This is a genomic window from Streptomyces sp. NBC_01591 (genome assembly GCF_035918155.1).
Taxonomy (GTDB): domain Bacteria; phylum Actinomycetota; class Actinomycetes; order Streptomycetales; family Streptomycetaceae; genus Streptomyces.
In genome coordinates this window covers 6820151-6837913 of the sequence record NZ_CP109327.1, presented here as the reverse complement: position 1 = coordinate 6837913, position 17763 = coordinate 6820151, and the positions used below count along the sequence as shown (strand labels likewise).

Sequence of the window (17763 nt, the reverse complement as noted above, 5' to 3'; positions counted from 1 at the left end):
TTCGGCGTACGCCCGTGATGCGCCGTGCCACATGTGCGCGTCAGTGCGGCAGGACGACCAGCGCGTCGGCCACGGCGCGTTCCCGTACCGGCGCTCCCTCCGCGTCCCTGGGCCGGTTGCGGAGCCGTCCGTTCACCACCATCGTGGTGGAGCCTCCGCCGTCGAGGTTGATGGCGTCCGTCGCGCCCAGGTCGCGCAGGAGTGCCGCCGCTTCCCGCAGGGTGACGCCCGCGCTGGCCGGGCTGCGGCCGTCGAAGACGGCGAGGAGGAGTGTGCCGTCAGGTCTGATGCCGGCGACCGTGCGGGGCTGGCGCTCGGTCGACGTATCGCTGGTGAACCCGTTGGCCGCGGCGTTGATCCATGTCTCTCCCCCGCGCAGCAGCGCGGGGCCCGCGCCCAGCACGGACGCTCCCGGCGTGAGGACGTTCCGCCCGCTGCCGTCCGTCACGCCCGTCCGCCGGACGAACGGCAGCCCCTGACGTGCGTACCTCCGCAGCCAGTCGGCGCCCTCCCCCACCCCGGTGAGGGTGGAGCCGGTCCGGGGGATCTCACCGCCCGCGGGGCTGCGGAGATCCGTCATCCGCCCGTCCTCGTCGAGCACGGCCTCCGCGCTGCCGGGTGCGCCGGGTGGTGAGTACGCACCCCAGTCGGGCGTGAAGGCGACGATCTCGCTTTCGTCCAGGCAGAGTTGGTTGTGCCGGGGCCGCTGCTCCGGCAGCCCCGTGCCGGCCGACCGGTCCCCGCCCGTGCCTCCGCAGCCGACGATTCGTCCCGGCACCCGGTCGACCCCGTCCAGCTCACGCACCGCCCCGTCCGGCGCGGTCAGCCACATCCCGGAACGCACTTCGTCGATGCGGGGCCGGCCTCCGGGACCGGGCAGGATCAGCGCGGTACGTCCGTTCGCCGCCTCGCTGAGCAGTCGGCCGTCGACGACCAGGATGCCCAGCGGATCTCCTGGATAGCCGCTGAAGACCGGGGACTCGGCGGTGTCGAAGAAGGAGCCGTTCACCGCGGCCACGGCTCGTTCGCGGCGCGCCATCCGGCCGACGGTCTCGGTGGTCGCGAGATGGTCGCCGACCACCGGCTTCACCGTGACACGGGCGGACGGCCGGACGGTCACCATGCTGATGGAGACCTGCGCTCCGTCCGCCAGTCGGCGGGTGATCCGCTCCGTCGCCACCCCGCACGGCAGGGTCTGCCCGCACGCTCCGGCCGACGGGGACGGGGACGAGCGCGGCAGGTCCTCGCGCCCGGCGGCACCATGCCCGGTGCACCCGGTGGCCGTCGCCGCCATGGCCAGCACCGCCGCGCACCACCGCACGAGGCGTTCCCGGTGGGGTCTCACGGTGACGGTGCCCAGCCTCCGAGCACCCCGGGCGTCGCGCCGAGGTCCCCGACATGAACCGTCACCCGGCCGGAGACCAGGCGGCCACCACCGGCGTCCAGCACGTAGTCGAACCAGTCGTAGCCCAGATGGCCGGAGAACGGGTGGTACGTCACCGCTCCGTCCACCTCGACGCTCGTCACCCCGTGCCGGGCGGGTCCGACACCGACCAGCCTGACGCCCTCGCCCATTCCGGCGGTGAGGTCGGTCAGCACTCCGCGGTGCCCGGGCACCACCGTCATGCTCCGCCCCTGCGGAGGCAGCGAGGCGATCCGGAAGCCGTGGTTCTTCAGGGAGAACGTGGTGGAGGTGAGGCTCTTTCCGCCATCGGCGATGATGCCCGCCCGAAGGACGGGGACGAGGAAGGCATCGGGTGCGGCGTGCCGGTTCACCCGGAGCGTGAACCTGGCGATGCGCTCGACGCCGGGACCCGTCGATGTCGCGTACCGGTCACCCGAGGGCAGCAGGCTCATTCCGGCCATGTTCTCGATGGAGGCGACCGAGTCGAACGAGTCCGCCATGAGATACCCGTAGTAGCGGGTCCCGTCGCCCTGCGGGGTGAGGATCCATTCGAAGTCGATCCGCCTGCCGGGCTCGACGGGCAGACGGGGGTCCGCGGCGGACCGGAGCTCCATGTGCGCCACGATCGAGGGGTTGTCCTGCTGGACGCTGCGCATTCCGGCGAGGGTGAAGGTGCTCATGATCGTCCGACTCTCAGTTCGAGCCCAGCGTGCGTGACCTGGTCAGTTCGGCGTGTGTCTCCTCGTCGAGCCAGGTCACCCATTCCGGCGGAAGATCCGTACGGTCGAGGTTGATGGCCCAGTGCGGTGGCACGATCCGCTGCTCCACCAGCGCGTAGGCGACATAGCGTGCGCACGCCATGGCACCCTCCGGCGTCATGTGACCGGGGTCGTGGAAGCCGTCCGGGTAGTTCGGGTGTTCCTGCGGTTCGAGGTGGATGAAGAAGGGGCGTACGCCTTCCGGCCCCAGCCCCTCCCACCAGCTGTGGCTCTGGTCGTAGAGGTTGATGTACGGGACGCTGCACTCGGCCGCGAGGTCGCGCATCGCCATCGGGTACTCCGTGATGCTCCTCGGCGCGTTGCCGTGCACATCGTGGGTGTCCCGTTCCGGCGGGCTGATCAGCACCGGGTGGGCATTGCGTTCGCGCGCGCCGTCGACGAACTTCCGCAGGTGGTGCGGGAAGTCGCCGTACGCCTCCGTGCGGAGCCACTCCTCCGGCTTGGCGTCGTTGATGCCGAACGAGGTGAACAGGTAGTCCCCGGGGCGGATGTGCTGGAGGATCCAGTCGAGCCTGCCCCGCTCGCTGAACGTGCGGGCACTCGCTCCGGCCCGTGCGCAGTTGACGATCTCCACCTCCTCCGAGCTGAGGAAGAAGTGGAGCACCTGGCCCCAGCCCGTCATGGGCGCCTTGCTCGCTTCCCGCGTCACCGCGGCGGAGTCGCCCGCGAGGAAGATCCTGCGGGGCCTGCCCTGCTCGGGATTCCAGTCAGACCGCACGGTCCCACCCGCCTTCGTGCGTCTCCCGGCCCGCCGTGTGCACGGCTGCCCGGTCGGTGTCCCGGGCGCTCCACGGGTCGTCGTCCCGGTGTACGCGGGTGGCGGGCAGTGCGGCGACGGGTCCCGAAGGACCGAGATCGGCTGCGCTCGCCGTCCCCAGGGCGTCGATCGCCTCGTAGACACGCTCGCAGTTGCCCTCGCCGCGGTGGGCGAAGAACTGTGCCGCGCGCTCGCGGTAGGGGCTCTCGACGGTGAAGTTCCTGGCCATCGAGGCGATGATCTCGTCGACGGCCTGGTCGACCGTACGACAGACCGGGCCGAAGCCGTGCTCCGTCAGATCGAAGTAGCCCCGCTTGTAGTGCCGTCCGTAGAAGTCCTCCTCGTCGAAGGGCACATGGACGAGCGGGATCCCCATGTAGGCCACGTCGAAGAAGACGGACGAGTAGTCCGTGACCATGAGGGAGCACTCCTTCATGGCTTCCTGGACATTGCGCGTCCTGGGGTCGGCGACCTCGATCGCGGGGGAATCGATCCGGAAGTTGTGCAGGTACGGGCGGATCTCGTAGTGCGGGAAGAACTCCAGGTCGACGCCGAAGTGTTCCAGGGCCGCGACGAGCCGCCGGTCGGAGAGGAGCGACCGGTAGAACCGGAAGTACTCGGACTGGGTGAAGGCCGTCTTGGCCGGACCCGCGGACTTCTTGTAGGAAGCCGTGACGATCCACTGCCGCCAGGTCGGCATGAGCAGGATGCGCGGACGCCCTCCCGGCTCCCGCCGCAGCGCGTCGAACCTGGGCAGGCCGGCCAGCACCGCGCGGTCACCGAAGCCGGCCTCGCGCGCCAGGTAGGCGCGCTCCTGACGGCCGGTGGTCACGATCATGTCGTAACTGGTGATCCGCTGGTCCACGCCCGAAGTCACGTCGTTGTAGATGATTCCGTGCTGCAGGAAGACCCGCTGATACTTCAGCAGCTCGCCGAACCGGTGCAGGAAGAGCACCTTCCGATAGCCCTCGGGCAGCAGATACGACTCGGAGTCGTACGAACCGATCAGCTTGGTCGCATGCAGCAGATACATCCGGTGCTTGAAGGAACCGAGCTTGATCACCCTGCCGAAGGGGGCGACCTTCTTGTAGTCGGGGGAGTTCCCGTCGATGACGTAGTACGCCTTGCGCCGCTTGCGGTGGGTCCGCATCCACTTGAAGAAGTGGTACGAGTTGTCCTGGGCCGTGTCCGACCGTTCGCCGATGAGCCAGATCTCACGGGAGTTGAGGAACGGATACACGAGCCAGTAGGCGAGACGCATGCGCCAGCCGGGATTGCGGGTCCTGAGAATGCGGATCTCACGGGACATCCGCCACAGGGCGTGCTTCGCCCGCGCGCCGCGCTTCCGGTCGACAAGGCGCAGGTGCAGCGCCTCCTGGCCCCCGATGGTCAGCATGTAGGGGTAGCCGGCGATCCGGCCGGGGCCCTTCAGCCGGTGCAGCGGAAGGCGCGCCTTCATGATGACGTTGCGCTGCCGCGAGCGATCCACGCGGTGCACCCGGAGCCGGAAGTCGCCGACCCCGAATCCACCACGCGCCAGGTCCTTGACCGGGACCTCCGCGTACCAGCCGGCGTACAGGTCGCGACCGTTGCGGGTGTTCCACAGGTCGCGGCGGGCGACCTGGCGCAGCGGCACGACGATCTTGGCGTGCGCGGTCTGGTAGACGAATTCCAGCGGGTTCTCCATGGCGCCGCCGATGTCCATGCCGGGAAAGGCCAGGCATCCCTCCACGACCAGCACATCGCCTCGGGTACGGACCGATTCGACGACGACGTTGGGGTCGTTGACGCGGGCGGTCCGGGTGTTCCGGGTGCCTCCGGGGAAGGTCCGGTGGAAACCCTCGTCGTCGATCTCCAGGGCCAGCGGGGCGTTCTCCAGCGCCGGTTCCGGGTTGCAGAAGAGCTCGAAGTTCCCGCTCTTCGCCGCGTAGTGGTCCAGCTGCTGAGCGGGGTTGGTGGCGTATTCGAGGATGACCTCGTCGGGTATCTGCGCGTAGTGGCGGCAGATGTCCGGGAACATCTCCTCCAGCTGCGTCCGGCCCATGACGTTACGGGCGTTGCACAGGAAGCCCTTGTAGGTGCGGGTCACATAGCGCTGGAACATGTGCCGGATGTCGGCCCGCTCGGTGGCGGTGTAGTCCAGCAGGAAATGGTTGAGCCGCAGGTGGTCCTGGTAGTTCGCCGGCTTGCTCCACAGCGAGTCCATGATGGAGGACCCGTCGGGGCGCCCCCGGTAGTAGTACACCGGACGGTCGACCAGGCTGATGGCGTTGGCCCGCAGCATGCTCGGCAGCGTCACCCAGGAGTCCTCGAAGTGGACTCCTTCACCGAAGCGCACACCGAGCCGTCGCAGCAGCTGCGTGCTGAACAGCTTGTTGCACGCGGATCCGCTGAAGATCAGATCGGGTACGGAGGCGAAGTCGTCGATGCAGCGGTCCCCCTGGCCGAAGTACTGCTTCCACGGTCCGTAGGGCCGGTCGGGGAAGTTCACCAGGTCGCCCACGACCAGCTCGGAGCCGTCCCGCCAGGCCGCCTGGAGCATGTGCGACAGGGCCTGCTCGCCGAGGATGTCGTCGGAGTCGAGGAAGGTGACATAGGGCGCGGTGACCCGGTCCAGACCGTTGTTCCGGGCGTTTCCGAGTCCGCCGTTCGTCTGATGGACGACCGTCACATTGGCGTAGTACTGCGCGAAGTTGTCGAGGATATGGGGTGTCTCGTCGGTCGCGCCGTCGTCCACCAGGATGACCTGGGTGGCGGCGAAGCCCTCCTGGGCCGCGATCGAGCCGAGGCAGTCGTCCAGATACTTGGCCACGTTGTAGCAGGGCACGACGACGGCCATCTCGAAGGGATGGTCCAGGCGGGATATCGGCGGGTGGAGCCGGTCGCGCCACCACATCCACGGAGCGTCGGGGTCGTTCTGCGCGGACTCGAAGGTCCTGCGGCCCGCCGTGGCCGCCCTCAGGGCGAGGTTGCCGCTGATCGTGCGGTACCCCTCCAGCTCCTCCCCGTTCGCCAGGAAGGTCAGCCCGGAGAGTTCCACGTCCCGCACATTGAGCGGGGAGCGGGACCTGGCCCGGTTCCACTCGACGATGACCGATACGTTCCAGACCGTGCTGTCGGAGAACTCGTCGCCGAGGACGGCGGGCAGGTCGACGGTGCCCCCGAAGTCGACGAACCGATCGTCGACCTCGAAGCCTCCGACCGGGACCGTGACGTCCTTCTTCGTGTGGCGGTTGCGCACGGCCAGGGTCAGCTTGAGGTCGTGTCCGGGTTCGATCCCCCCGAAACGGTTGACCAGCCTGCCCTCGAAACGGAGCCTCCCGGCGTCCACGGACCACTCGTCGAGCTGGGCGAAGAGCGGTTCCTGAGCGAGTTTCGCCGCCGAGAGGCCGAGCTCCGTCACATCGAGCATGCGCCGGGCGTCCGGCAGGTGCAGATGGTCGCCCGACCAGTACACGCGTCCCTCCTCCTCCACGAGGAAGGACGACAGCACGCTCTTGCGCTGCACGTAGTCGAGCGTGGTGAGCGCAGCCTCGGTCTCCTGGTACATGACGAGGTAGGCCCTGACCCGGTCGACCGGGTCGCACAGCTCGAACGCCTCGTCGCTGATGGAGAAGAGGTAGTTGCTCGCGATCTCGGCGAACCCCTGCTGGAACTCCGGGTCGCCCTCCGCGAGCGCCCGCATGTACAGGCGCAGGTCGTGTGCGAGGAACTTCGAGTCCTTGCGGACCTTGAGCTGCCAGAGGCCGCGGTCGAGCAGGAACGCGTCCGTGGCCCGGTGCACCGCGACCCGGTCGCTGATGGAACGCAGCTCGCCCGTGCGGCCGGTGATCGATCCGCCCTCGGGTTCCCACATCCACCGGTAGACGGGGTCGGTGATGACGGTGATCCCGTCGGCGAGGCAGCCCGCCACGGTGGAGAAGTAGGTGTCCTCGTAGAAGACGCCCTCGGGGAACCAGACCCCGCCCGACCGGAGGAAGTCCACCCGGTACAGCTTGGCCGCCGCGATCGGGTCGGTAAGCATCAGCGGGAACTCCACCAGGTTGGGCACGGTGCGCCCCAGGGCGTACACCTCGGGGGCCCAGCCCTCGCTCTCGCCGGTGGCCCGGTTGACCCGGACGGCCTTGCCCGCGGTGATGTCGCTGCCGCTCTCCAGCGCACTGGCCAGCAGCAGCTCGCAGGCTCGGGGCGGCAGCTCGTCGTCGGCGTCGAGGAACATCACGTACCGGCCGCCGGCCTGTGCGATGCCCAGGTTGCGGGGCGCGCCGACGCCGCCGCTGTTGGTGGGGCGGCGGAGCACGCGGACACGGTGGTTGTTCCCGGCGAAGTTCTTCACGACGTCGAGGGTGTTGTCCGTGGAGGCGTCGTCGACGACGACGACCTCGACCAGCTCGTACGTCTGGTTGACGGCGGACTGGAGTGCCTTGCCGATCGTCGTGGCCGCGTTGTACGCGGGGATGACCACCGTGACCCAGACGTCGGGTGTGTCCTGTTCGTGGTTCATCCGACGCCCTCTCGATCGCCCGGGTACCCGTGGTGGGGCGGTACGGCTTGGGGGGCGATGTACGCCGGCTGCCCCTGCACCGGGTGGTCGTACCCCTGCGTCCGTATCGGCTGGTACGTCTGCGTCGGCGGCTGCTCCGGGGTGGGCAGGGCCTGCGCCCCGTACGACGGGTAGGGCTCGGGGTACGGCTGGAAGCCGGGGTCCTCGTAGGGCGGCGGTGCCTGGAACGCCGGGTCGGCGAGGGGGTCGGCGAGGGGGTCGCCCTGCACACCGCGGCGGTGCCGGCCCCGGTGGAGGTGGGGGGCGATGGAGCCCGCGCCGGACGGCGCCTGCGCCAGCTCGGCCATCACATGGGTGAAGTCCCGCGTGGAGAGCCAGAACTTGTACATGATGATCAGCTCGAAGATCCCCAGCAGGACCGCGGAGATCACCGTGGTCAGGAGGATCTGGCCGATCAGCGGTCCCACGATGAAGACGAACATCTGGAACTCGATGCCGCTGATGAGGTGCGGCCTGATACGGCTGCGCAGCAGCGCCTGCCGCACCCTCAGGTACCAGGGGAAGCGGTGGCGGAACTGGGCGTGCAGGTCGACGACCTGGCCGGCGCCCGCCTGCTCCTTGAGCACCTCCGCCTCGGCCTCGGGGTTCTCGCGCAGCAGGTCCTCCATGAACCGGATCTGCTGCGCCTCGGGCTCCGCCCGGTCCTCGCCGACCGCCACGCGTTCCGCTTCGCGGCGTTCCTGGGTGACCTTCTCGATCTTCGTCCGCATCGACATGCGCATCTTGTAGATCTGCAGCGCGTCGACGTACCGGAGCATGTCGAGGAAGACGACCAACAGCGCAGCGAGAAGAAACCTTTCATCACCGTTGCGCAGGTACTGCCCGCCCATCAGAGCGAGGGCACAGAAGAGCACCCTGATGCGATCGAAGACGTAGTCGAGCCAGCCGCCGAAGACGGTGCCGTTGCCCTTGAGCCTCGCAAGCTTTCCGTCGATGCAGTCGAGGATGAAGCTCAGGTGGTAGAGCGCCGCCCCGATGATCAGGGACTGCATGTCGCCCTTGAGGAAGAACCCGGCGGAACCGAGCCCGACGAACAACGCCGCCCACGTCACGCGGTTCGGCGTGATGAAGTTGAACCGCGCCATCACGATGAGCATCCGCGTGGCCACGGGGTCGACCAGGATCACCGTCCACCACGCGTCACGCTTCTTGCAGGTGAGCTTCTGGACGGCACGCAAGGACAGCTTGGCCATAACCCCTCAGTCACGAGAACGACAGCGACAGGCCCCCGTCCATCCATACAGAGTCGAGGGATACCTGAATGTTCACGAGACTCCCCCGAACCCTTCACATTGAAGATTCACAGACTTTATCAAAATCTGAACAGGTTTCGGCCAACCTTGTGGCTAAAAAGATCATCAAGGGCGGCGAAGCGTCACACTGTGTACCAGTGACCGAATTCAAACCCGCCAGACGGTGACTCTCGGTGAGAAAGAGTCAGCTGTGATCCGGCCGTGAGCGTCGCCAAGGTAACAGTGCCCGTACGATCTCGGACAACTGCGGGCATCGCAGTCGAATCCGCCGGGAGTTCGTTCCACCACACGCCCGTGTCCGCCCGGCCCTCGGCGTGCACCCCCACCGCGCAGGCACCGCCGGGGCCGGACCGGATCAGCAGGGAGTACGTCCAGCCGTCCACCTCGACGCCCCGGGCGCCGGTGACGGGGCCCGCTCCATCGGCGCCGCCGAGCGGCACCGGACCCGTCGCGCCCGGCCACCAGACGCAGGGCTCATTGGTCCTCAGATCACGGAAGAGAACCGTCCCCGGCTCGGGCCCGGCCGCCATCGATCCCGGACAGGGCGAGAACGGCACTGTCCGGTCCTCGGTCCACGCACCGTCGGGCCCCGAGCGGTACCAGCGCAGCACCGCGGCGGAGTCCCGTGCCCGTGCGAAGAGTTCGACCTCTCCCCCGGCCGTGGTCACGGTGACGAGTTCGTCGGCGACCCGGACCCCTCGCAGGTGCTGCCACGGAGTCCAGGTGCCATCGGCCCCCTGGTGCCGGTAGCTCACGCTGTGCCCGAAGTTGCGTACGAAGACGAAGAGGCCGCCCGCGCCGTCGAACGCGGCCGCCGGGAAGCCGACCTCCCGGCTCCGATGCCTGTTGCCGGGATTCGGGCTGCCCAACGAGTGCCACGGGGTGAGCGGGTGGCCGGTGCGGTACTGGGTGGCCCGCACCACCGCGACGTCGTCGCCGCCGTCCTTGAGCGGGATCCTGCGCAGCGCGAAGAGATGCGGGAAACCGTGCGCGTCCCGGACCACTCGGAGGCCGGGCATCAGCCGCGGGCCGGAAAGGAGCTCCGGTCCCTGCCAGGCCGCACCCCCCGGTTCGTGCTGCGTCCATCGCACGACGCCGGCCGCGGAGGGCAGGAAGGCGGAGAGCCGGCCGTCGAATCCCTCGGTCAGCCAATGCGTGGTGTGCGGGTAGCGCGAATGCGGAGCGGTGCCGGGCCGTCCGTCCGTACCGGCACGATGACAGTCGACGAAGACCGGGATGCCCGATTCCAGCTGGTGTTCGCGGACCGCGGTCAGCGCGGCGAGCGCGGCGGCGGCGGTCTCGGCCGGCTCGTCGTGCACGGGGACGTCGCGTTCCTCGTCGTACGACACATGCACCGGATCGGGATCCGCCAGGCGTACCCGCTGCGGGCGCAGTGCGCGCAGCTCCCGGAGCAGCGCGGCCTCGACGTCGCCGTCCTGCGCACCGATGGTCCGCGGGGAGCCCTCGACCCGGCAGCCGCGCCGTCCCGCGTCGGCGAGTGCGCGGTCCAGCGCCGCCCGTCCGTCCTTGCTGTCCTCCTCGACGCACAGAACGGTGAGCTCGGCACCGGCCCCCTCCGCCGCGACAAGTGCCACCGCCTCGCGATGGCGTGCGGCGACGATCGTCACCCGCTCCGCCGAACACGCGGTACTCATACCCGGCTCCAGTCTCCGAGGGTCAGCCCCTGGCCGTCCTCCTGGCGTGCGACGGCCAGCCCGCCATCGGCGCCGACAGCCGCCACGACCGCTCTTCCGTGACCGTCGGCCGCCAGTGCCGGATCTCCGGTACAGCTCATTCCGGTGCCGGTCCACCAGAATCCGGCCTGCTCGCCCTCGGTCGAACAGACACCGAGGTTGACCGTCCCGTCGGCCCCGCGGACCGCGAGCACCGTGCAGTCGAAGCCGTCCACCGTCGTCCTGACCGCGGCGATTCGGCCGTCCCCGGGGTTGCCCCCCAGCGGTACGGGCCAGCTGCCCGCCCGGATCGCGACGACACCGGCGCCCCGCGCATCGGTCAAGTAGTGGGTCAATCGGCCCGGGGCGGTCTCCAGTGCGGTCACCGATCCGGGCAGCGGAGGCACAGCCACGTCGTATCCGCGCACCAGGGCGCCGCCCGGCTCCGACTGCTGGAGCCGGAGCGCGGCGGTACGGGTGGGAACGAGGACCTCCACCAGGCCGGACGAGGTCGCCGCGGGCGTCGGCCCGTCGGTTCCGCCGGACACCTGGAGCTGCCCCCACGCCTCCCACTTGCCCCGCTTGTCCTCGCGACGCAGGGCCACTCCGCCCGGTCCTGTCGGGACACAGACGTACAACGCGCCGTCGCCCGTGACGGCGCCGGCCGGGACGCCGATCTCGACCGCCTTGTCGATCTCCTTGAACGGATTGCCCAGCGAGCGCCACTGCGTCATCGGGCGGCCCGTCTGGTACTGCGTGGCGTACATGATGTCCACGTTCGTCCAGCCGTCGGCGCGCGGACGGACCCGGCGCCCCAGCAGATGGGCGTAACGATTCTGCCCCTGCACCACGGTGAGCCGGTCGATGTCCTTCGCGGGCAGCACGTCCGGTCCCGCCCACCGCCGACCGCCGGGAGCGGACTCCGTCCATCGCAGCACGGCACCGTCGACGTGGACGTACGCGGTCAGCCTGCCGTCATGTCCGGTCAGCAGCCAGGGGCCGCCCAGGACGCGGGCCGGCTGTGCGGGCGCTTCCGCGACGGGCTCGCTCCGCCGCTTCGCAGCACGTGGGGAGGCGTTGCGCATCGCTGTTCGTCACCCTCCCTGGGAGCAGGCCCGTGCAGGTCACAGGCTCTGGATCGAGACATCATAAACAGGCCATGGCATGCTCAGGTCGAGGTGGCGGCGGTGGCGGGACGACGCGCTGCGGGGTGCCTGAGGCACCAGCCCTCCCACGCCGACGCGACCATCTCACGCGCGTCGTGCCGGGCGGACCAGCCCAGCTCGGTGCGGATCCGGTCGGCCGAGGCGACGACCCTCGCCGGGTCGCCCGCCCTGCGCGGTGCCGGGACCGGAGCCGCCTCGGCTCCGTACCCCGTCACATCACCGATCAGTTCGATCATCTCGCGCACCGAGACGCCTTCACCCCGGCCGATGTTGACGGTCAGGTCGGTGCCCGGCTCGCGGTCGAGGAGTGCTCGCGCCGCGGCAAGGTGTGCCGAGGCGATGTCGTCGACGTGGATGAAGTCGCGTACGCAGGTGCCGTCCGCGGTGTCGTAGTCGTCACCGAAGACCACCGGGGCCGCCCCCTGCGTCAACTTCTCGAAAACCATGGGCACCAGGTTGTAAACGCCGGTGTCGGCGAGGGCCGGCGTGGCCGCGCCGGCGACGTTGAAGTACCGCATCGAGGCGGTGGCGATGCCGTGCGCCTTCCCTGCGGCGCGCACCATCCACTCGCCCGTCAGCTTGGTCTCGCCGTAGGGGTTGATCGGGGCGCACGGAGTCGTCTCCGCCACGAGCCGCACGTCGGGCATGCCGTAGACGGCCGCCGACGACGAGAAGAGGAACGCCCGCACCTCGCTGTCGGCCACGGCCTCCAGCAGGGTCTGCAGACCCTGCACGTTCTCCCGGTAGTAGAACAGCGGGCGCTCGACGGACTCCGCCACCTGCTTCTTCGCGGCAAGGTGGACCACCCCCCGCACCGACAGTTCCGCCAGGGTGCTCCGCAGCAGTGCCGCGTCGAGCGTCGATCCCTGGACGAACGGGACGTCCGCGGGCACGCGTGTGCGGTCGCCCGTCGAGAGATCGTCGTACACGACGACCGATTCACCGGCCTCGCGCATAGCGCGGACGACATGCGCCCCGATGAAGCCCGCCCCACCCGTGATCAACCAAGTCATGAACGAATAGTAGTTCGAGCGACGCAGATCATGATTCCGGGGGCCAAAACACCCATTCGCACGATCCTCTGTTCTATAGTGCACGCTCAGTCATGCACGCACGGACCGGCCACACCCCCCACCCGAGTCCCACGCACTTCACAGCCCACCCCGGGCCATGAGATTTGAGGACTCGACCACGATGAGCCACGACGCCATGACACAGGGCACGCGCGACGGTCGTCCGGCCCCTCGTGGCGGCGGACGGAAGCAGAGGGGAGCCCCTCGCAAGCGCCGCCGCGGCCTCAAGATCACCCTCAGCGTCCTGCTCGTCCTGCTGCTCGCCGGCGGCGGCACCGTCTACTGGCTCTACAGCCGCCTCGACGGGAACATCACGGGCGTGGACATCGACAAGGCGCTCGGCGAGGACCGCCCCGAGAAGCTGCCGACCAGCGGTCAGAACCTGCTGGTGCTCGGCTCCGACTCGCGGGCCGGTGCCGAGAACAAGGAGCTGGGCGGCGGCGGTGACGTCAGCGGTGCCCGGTCCGACACCGCGATGGTGGTGCACATTCCCGAGGGCCGCTCCAGGGCGGTCGCCGTGTCCATACCCCGTGACACCCTGGTGTCCCGGCCCGAGTGCACCAAGGCCGACGGCTCGACGGTGCCTTCGGCGAACCGCGTGATGTTCAACTCCGTCTACTCGCAGGTCGGTCCGGCCTGCGTGGTCAAGACCGTCGAGAAGATGTCCGAGGTCCGGATCGACCACTACCTGGAGATCAACTTCGCCGGGTTCAAGGATCTGGTGGACGCCATCGGGGGCGTCACGGTCGACGTTCCGCAGGACATCCACGACAAGTCGTCCGGGCTCGATCTCACCAAGGGCCCGCACAAGCTCGACGGCACCGAGTCCCTCGCGTACGTCCGTACCCGCCACGGCATCGGGGACGGCAGCGACCTCGGCCGGATCGGGCTTCAGCAGCAGTTCCTTCTCGCCCTGCTGAGCGAGGTCAAGTCGCAGGACCTGCTGGGCAGTCCGACCAAGTCCTACAAGATCGCCAGCTCGGCCACCAAGTCGCTGACCACCGACGCGGGGCTCGCCTCGCTCAAGTCCCTCGCGGAGTTCGCCCGGTCGATGAACGGCGTGGACCCGAGCACCATGGAAACGATCATGCTTCCGGTGGCGTACGACAAGCAGGACCGCAACCGCGTGGTGGCGGCCCAGCCGCAGGCCGACGACCTCTGGAAGGCCATCCGCAAGGACGGCACGATCCCGGAGTCCGCGAAGAAGTCCCCCGTCACCGGCGGCTGACGAAGCGGGGCGGCCGGTTCGTGACGCTCCATCACGTACCGGCGGATCCGTCACGTACCGGCAGATACATCATGTACCGACGGATGACGTCGCGTGCCGACCGGTCTACGGTCGGCCGACCGGCTCGTTGATCCGGCTGTGCCCACGCCCGTAGGCGAAGTAGATGACCACGCCGATGGCCATCCAGACGGCGAAACGCAGCCAGGTCTCCGCGGGAAGATTGAGCATCAGCCACACCGACGCGGCCACCGAGAGGATCGGGATCAACGGCACCCACGGTGTGCGGAAGGCGCGGTGGAGATCGGGGCGGGTGCGGCGCAGCACCATCACCCCCAGGGCCACGACGACGAACGCGAAGAGCGTGCCGATGTTCACCAGCGTCGCCAACTCGTTGATGCTGGTGAAACCGGCGACGATCGCGATGATCACGCCGAGCAGGATGGTCGGGCGGTACGGGGTGCCGAACTTCGGGTGCGTCCTGGAGAAGAACCGCGGGAGCAGCCCGTCGCGGCTCATCGCGAAGAAGACCCGGGTCTGGCCCAGCAGAAGGATCAGACAGACCGTGGTGAGGCCGATCGCGGCCCCGAAGCTGATGAATCCGGCGTAGACGGGATGGCCGACGGCCTTGAAGGCGTCGGCCAGCGGGGCCTCCACCGACAGCTCGCTGTAGTGCTCCATGCCCGTGACCACCAGCGATACGGCGACGTAGAGCACGGTGCAGATGAAGAGCGAGGCGAGGATGCCACGTGGCATGTCACGTTGCGGCAGCTTCGTCTCCTCGGCGGCGGTGGCCACCACGTCGAAACCGATGAAGGCGAAGAAGACGATGGAGGCGGCGGTGAAGATGCCCATGATGCCGAAGTTGGTGGGCGCGTATCCGAAGATCAGCTGGACCAGTGGTGCGGTCAGTCCGGAACCCGAGGTCTGCGGCTGTGCCTCGGGGATGAACGGCGAGTAGTTGGCGGCCTTCACGAAGAACAGTCCCGCGACGATCACGACCAGGACCACCGCGATCTTGATGGCGACGACGACGGTCGTGACCCGGGCGGACAGCTTCATGCCGAGCACCAGCACCACGGTCAGGACAAGCACCAGGGCGAAGGCCAGGATGTCGAAGCCGAAACCTTCCGCCACGTCCGGTCCGGAGAGCACAGTGGGCATGTGCCCGCCGAAGTTGTCCATCAGTGAGCGGACGTAGCCTGACCAGCCGACCGCCACCACCGCCGTGCCCAGCGCGAACTCCAGCACCAGGTCCCAGCCGATGATCCAGGCGACCAGTTCGCCGAGCGAGGCGTACGAGAACGTGTAGGCGGAGCCGGCGACCGGGACGGTGGAGGCGAACTCGGCGTAGCAGAGCGCCGCCAGTGCGCAGACGATGCCGGCGGCCAGGAAGGCGAGTGCGGTGGCGGGCCCCGCCGTCTCCTTGGCCACCTTGCCGGTGAGGACGAAGATGCCGGTGCCGATGATGACGCCCACTCCGAAGACCGTGAGGTCCAGGGCGGAGAGGGACTTCCGCAGCGCGTGCTCCGGCTCCTCGGTGTCGCGGATGGACTGCTCGACCGTCTTGGTCCGGAACAGTCCGTCACTGCTGGGTGGTGTGTCCTGCTGGGCAGTCACCGGCGTACCTCCACGCACTCGTCGTGTACGCCATGATTGGGACCGCACCGGCGGCACAGGGCTCCGCACCGGACGATTTCACGCAAATGGGCCGGTCGGGTCACCCGTACAGGGTGACCCGACCGGCCCATCGGCGGTATCGCCGTCAGCCGTGGCAAACGGCGATACGCCCGGGATCAGTCGCGGGCGGGCTCGATCACGGAACGGGTGTCGGCGCCGCTCCCGAAGCGGCCGTCCAGCTTGGCCACGAGGCCGGTGACCTGGCGGGCGATGTCCGGCGCGGTCAGCCCGATCTCGGCCATGACCTCCTTGCGGGAGGCATGGTCGAGGAAGCGCGGCGGGATGCCGAAGTCACGCAGTGGTACGTCGACCCCGGAGTCGCGCAGCGCCTGGGCGACGGCGGAGCCGACGCCGCCGGCCCGGCTGTTGTCCTCGACGGTGACGACGACCCGGTGCTGCTCGGCGAGCGGGGCCATGGCCTCGTCGACCGGCTTGACCCAGCGCGGGTCGACGACGGTCGTCGAGATGCCCTGGGCCTCCAGCAGCTCGGCGATCTCCAGGCACATCGGGGCGAGCGCGCCGACGGAGACCAGGAGTACGTCCGGCCGGGTGGTGCCGGGCTCGCGCAGCACGTCCATGCCGCCGACCCTGCCGACGGCCTTGACCGCCGGGCCGACCGCGCCCTTGGAGAAGCGGACCACGGTCGGTGCGTCGTCGACCTCGACGGCCTCGCGGAGCTGGGCGCGGACCTGGTCGGCGTCGCGCGGGGCGGCGATCCGGAGCGTGGGCACGCACTGCAGGATCGACATGTCCCACATGCCGTTGTGCGAGGCGCCGTCGGTGCCGGTGACACCGGCCCGGTCCAGGACGAACGTCACACCGCACTTGTGCAGCGCGACGTCCATCAGGACTTGGTCGAAGGCGCGGTTGAGGAAGGTGGCGTACACCGCGAAGACCGGGTGCAGTCCGCCGGTGGCGAGGCCGGCCGCGGAGACCGCGCCGTGCTGCTCGGCGATGCCGACGTCGTAGATCCGGTCCGGGAACTCCTTCTCGAACTTGGTCAGGCCGACCGGCTGGAGCATGGCCGCGGTGATCGCGACGATGTCCTTGCGCTCCTTGCCGAGCTTGACCATCTCCTCGCCGAAGACGGAGGTCCAGTCGAGGCCCGAAGTGGCAACCGGGAGGCCGGTGTCGGGGTGGATCTTGCCGACGGCGTGGAAGCGGTCGGCCTCGTCGAGCAGGGCGGGCGTGTAGCCGCGGCCCTTCTCGGTGAGGCAGTGCACGATGACAGGTCCGCCGAAGCGCTTGGCGCGCTGGAGCGCGGACTCCAGGGCCTCGATGTCGTGGCCGTCGATCGGGCCGACGTACTTCAGGCCGAGGTCCTCGAACATGCCCTGCGGGGCGATGAAGTCCTTCAGCCCCTTCTTGGCCCCGTGCAGCGTCTCGTACAGCGGCTTCCCGACGACGGGGGTGCGCTCCAGGAGGTCCTTGCCGCGGGCCAGGAATCGCTCGTAGCCGTCGGTGGTGCGCAGGGTGGCCAGGTGGTTGGCGAGGCCGCCGATGGTCGGCGCGTAGGAGCGCTCGTTGTCGTTGACGACGATGACGAGCGGGCGGTCCTTGGCGGCGGCGATGTTGTTCAGCGCCTCCCAGGCCATGCCGCCGGTGAGGGCGCCGTCACCGATGACCGCGACGACGTGGTCGTCCTTGCCCAGCACCTCGTTGGCCTTGGCGAGGCCGTCGGCCCAGCCGAGCACCGTGGAGGCGTGCGAGTTCTCGATGATGTCGTGCTCGGACTCGGCACGGGAGGGGTAGCCGGAGAGGCCGCCCTTGCTCTTGAGCTTCGAGAAATCCTGCCGGCCGGTGAGGAGCTTGTGCACATAGCTCTGGTGACCGGTGTCGAACAGCACCTTGTCCTTCGGCGAGTCGAAGACCCGGTGCAGGGCGATGGTCAGCTCGACCACGCCCAGGTTGGGGCCGAGGTGGCCGCCGGTCTTCGATACGGCGTCGACGAGGAAGGTCCGGATCTCTTCGGCGAGCTGGTCCAGCTGCTCGGGAGTGAGCCGGTCCAGGTCACGCGGTCCACCGATGCGGGTCAGCAGAGCCACCCGTGCCTCCTTGCGTCTTGAGCTGGTCGAGCATGCCGATCCGATGAGTCTAATGTTCCGTCCGTCCGCGCGGGCATCGGGCATGGAGTGTGCTGTCACACCCCTTGCCCGCACGCTCCAGTGCCCGGCACCCTGTTCGGGGC

General features: G+C 69.1%; 11 protein-coding genes. 1 reads left to right on the top strand and 10 read right to left on the bottom strand.

Annotated features, from left to right (window positions below):
• Positions 1-40: 40 nt before the first annotated feature.
• The 8 genes from OG978_RS31365 to galE all read right to left on the bottom strand — a co-directional run bounded on the left by OG978_RS31365 (position 41) and on the right by galE (position 12610).
• Positions 41-1345: a phosphodiester glycosidase family protein gene (locus OG978_RS31365; RefSeq protein WP_326768418.1), complete on the bottom strand. Its 1305-nt coding sequence runs from the start codon at positions 1343-1345 to the stop codon at positions 41-43.
• Positions 1342-2085 carry an Ig-like domain-containing protein gene (locus tag OG978_RS31360; RefSeq protein ID WP_326768417.1) on the bottom strand — a complete coding sequence of 248 codons (744 nt, stop codon included), beginning with the start codon at positions 2083-2085 and terminating at the stop codon, positions 1342-1344. Before OG978_RS31360 ends, OG978_RS31365 begins: the two co-directional genes overlap by 4 nt.
• 13 nt (positions 2086-2098) lie before the next feature.
• Positions 2099-2902 (bottom strand): rhamnogalacturonan acetylesterase, encoded by an 804-nt coding sequence (locus OG978_RS31355; RefSeq protein ID WP_326768416.1) that lies wholly within the window; start codon positions 2900-2902, stop codon positions 2099-2101.
• Positions 2892-7445, bottom strand: coding sequence for a bifunctional glycosyltransferase/CDP-glycerol:glycerophosphate glycerophosphotransferase (locus OG978_RS31350; RefSeq protein WP_326768415.1), 4554 nt, complete (start codon positions 7443-7445; stop codon positions 2892-2894). Before OG978_RS31350 ends, OG978_RS31355 begins: the two co-directional genes overlap by 11 nt.
• Positions 7442-8698 (bottom strand): CDP-alcohol phosphatidyltransferase family protein, encoded by a 1257-nt coding sequence (locus OG978_RS31345; protein WP_326768414.1) that lies wholly within the window; start codon positions 8696-8698, stop codon positions 7442-7444. The genes OG978_RS31350 and OG978_RS31345 overlap by 4 nt, the downstream gene beginning before the upstream one ends.
• 182 nt (positions 8699-8880) lie before the next feature.
• Entirely contained in the window at positions 8881-10413 is a 1533-nt protein-coding gene (locus OG978_RS31340) for a hypothetical protein (RefSeq protein WP_326768413.1), read from the bottom strand.
• Complete coding sequence (locus OG978_RS31335; RefSeq protein ID WP_326768412.1) at positions 10410-11516, bottom strand: hypothetical protein; 1107 nt, start codon at positions 11514-11516, stop codon at positions 10410-10412. The genes OG978_RS31340 and OG978_RS31335 overlap by 4 nt, the downstream gene beginning before the upstream one ends.
• A gap of 83 nt (positions 11517-11599) precedes the next feature.
• The gene (galE, locus tag OG978_RS31330; protein ID WP_326768411.1) at positions 11600-12610 is read right to left on the bottom strand and encodes a UDP-glucose 4-epimerase GalE; all 1011 of its coding nucleotides are present in this window, start codon (positions 12608-12610) and stop codon (positions 11600-11602) included.
• A gap of 181 nt (positions 12611-12791) precedes the next feature.
• Here galE and OG978_RS31325 point away from each other — a divergent pair, with 181 nt between their 5' ends.
• Positions 12792-13898, top strand: coding sequence for an LCP family protein (locus OG978_RS31325; protein ID WP_326768410.1), 1107 nt, complete (start codon positions 12792-12794; stop codon positions 13896-13898).
• Between the two features lie 105 nt (positions 13899-14003).
• On the opposite strand, the gene OG978_RS31320 is transcribed toward OG978_RS31325, so the two are convergent.
• Both OG978_RS31320 and dxs read right to left on the bottom strand, forming a co-directional pair.
• Positions 14004-15515 carry an amino acid permease gene (locus OG978_RS31320; protein WP_326768409.1) on the bottom strand — a complete coding sequence of 504 codons (1512 nt, stop codon included), beginning with the start codon at positions 15513-15515 and terminating at the stop codon, positions 14004-14006.
• A gap of 176 nt (positions 15516-15691) precedes the next feature.
• Positions 15692-17620 carry a 1-deoxy-D-xylulose-5-phosphate synthase gene (gene dxs, locus OG978_RS31315; RefSeq protein WP_326768408.1) on the bottom strand — a complete coding sequence of 643 codons (1929 nt, stop codon included), beginning with the start codon at positions 17618-17620 and terminating at the stop codon, positions 15692-15694.
• Between the last annotated feature and the right edge of the window lie 143 nt (positions 17621-17763).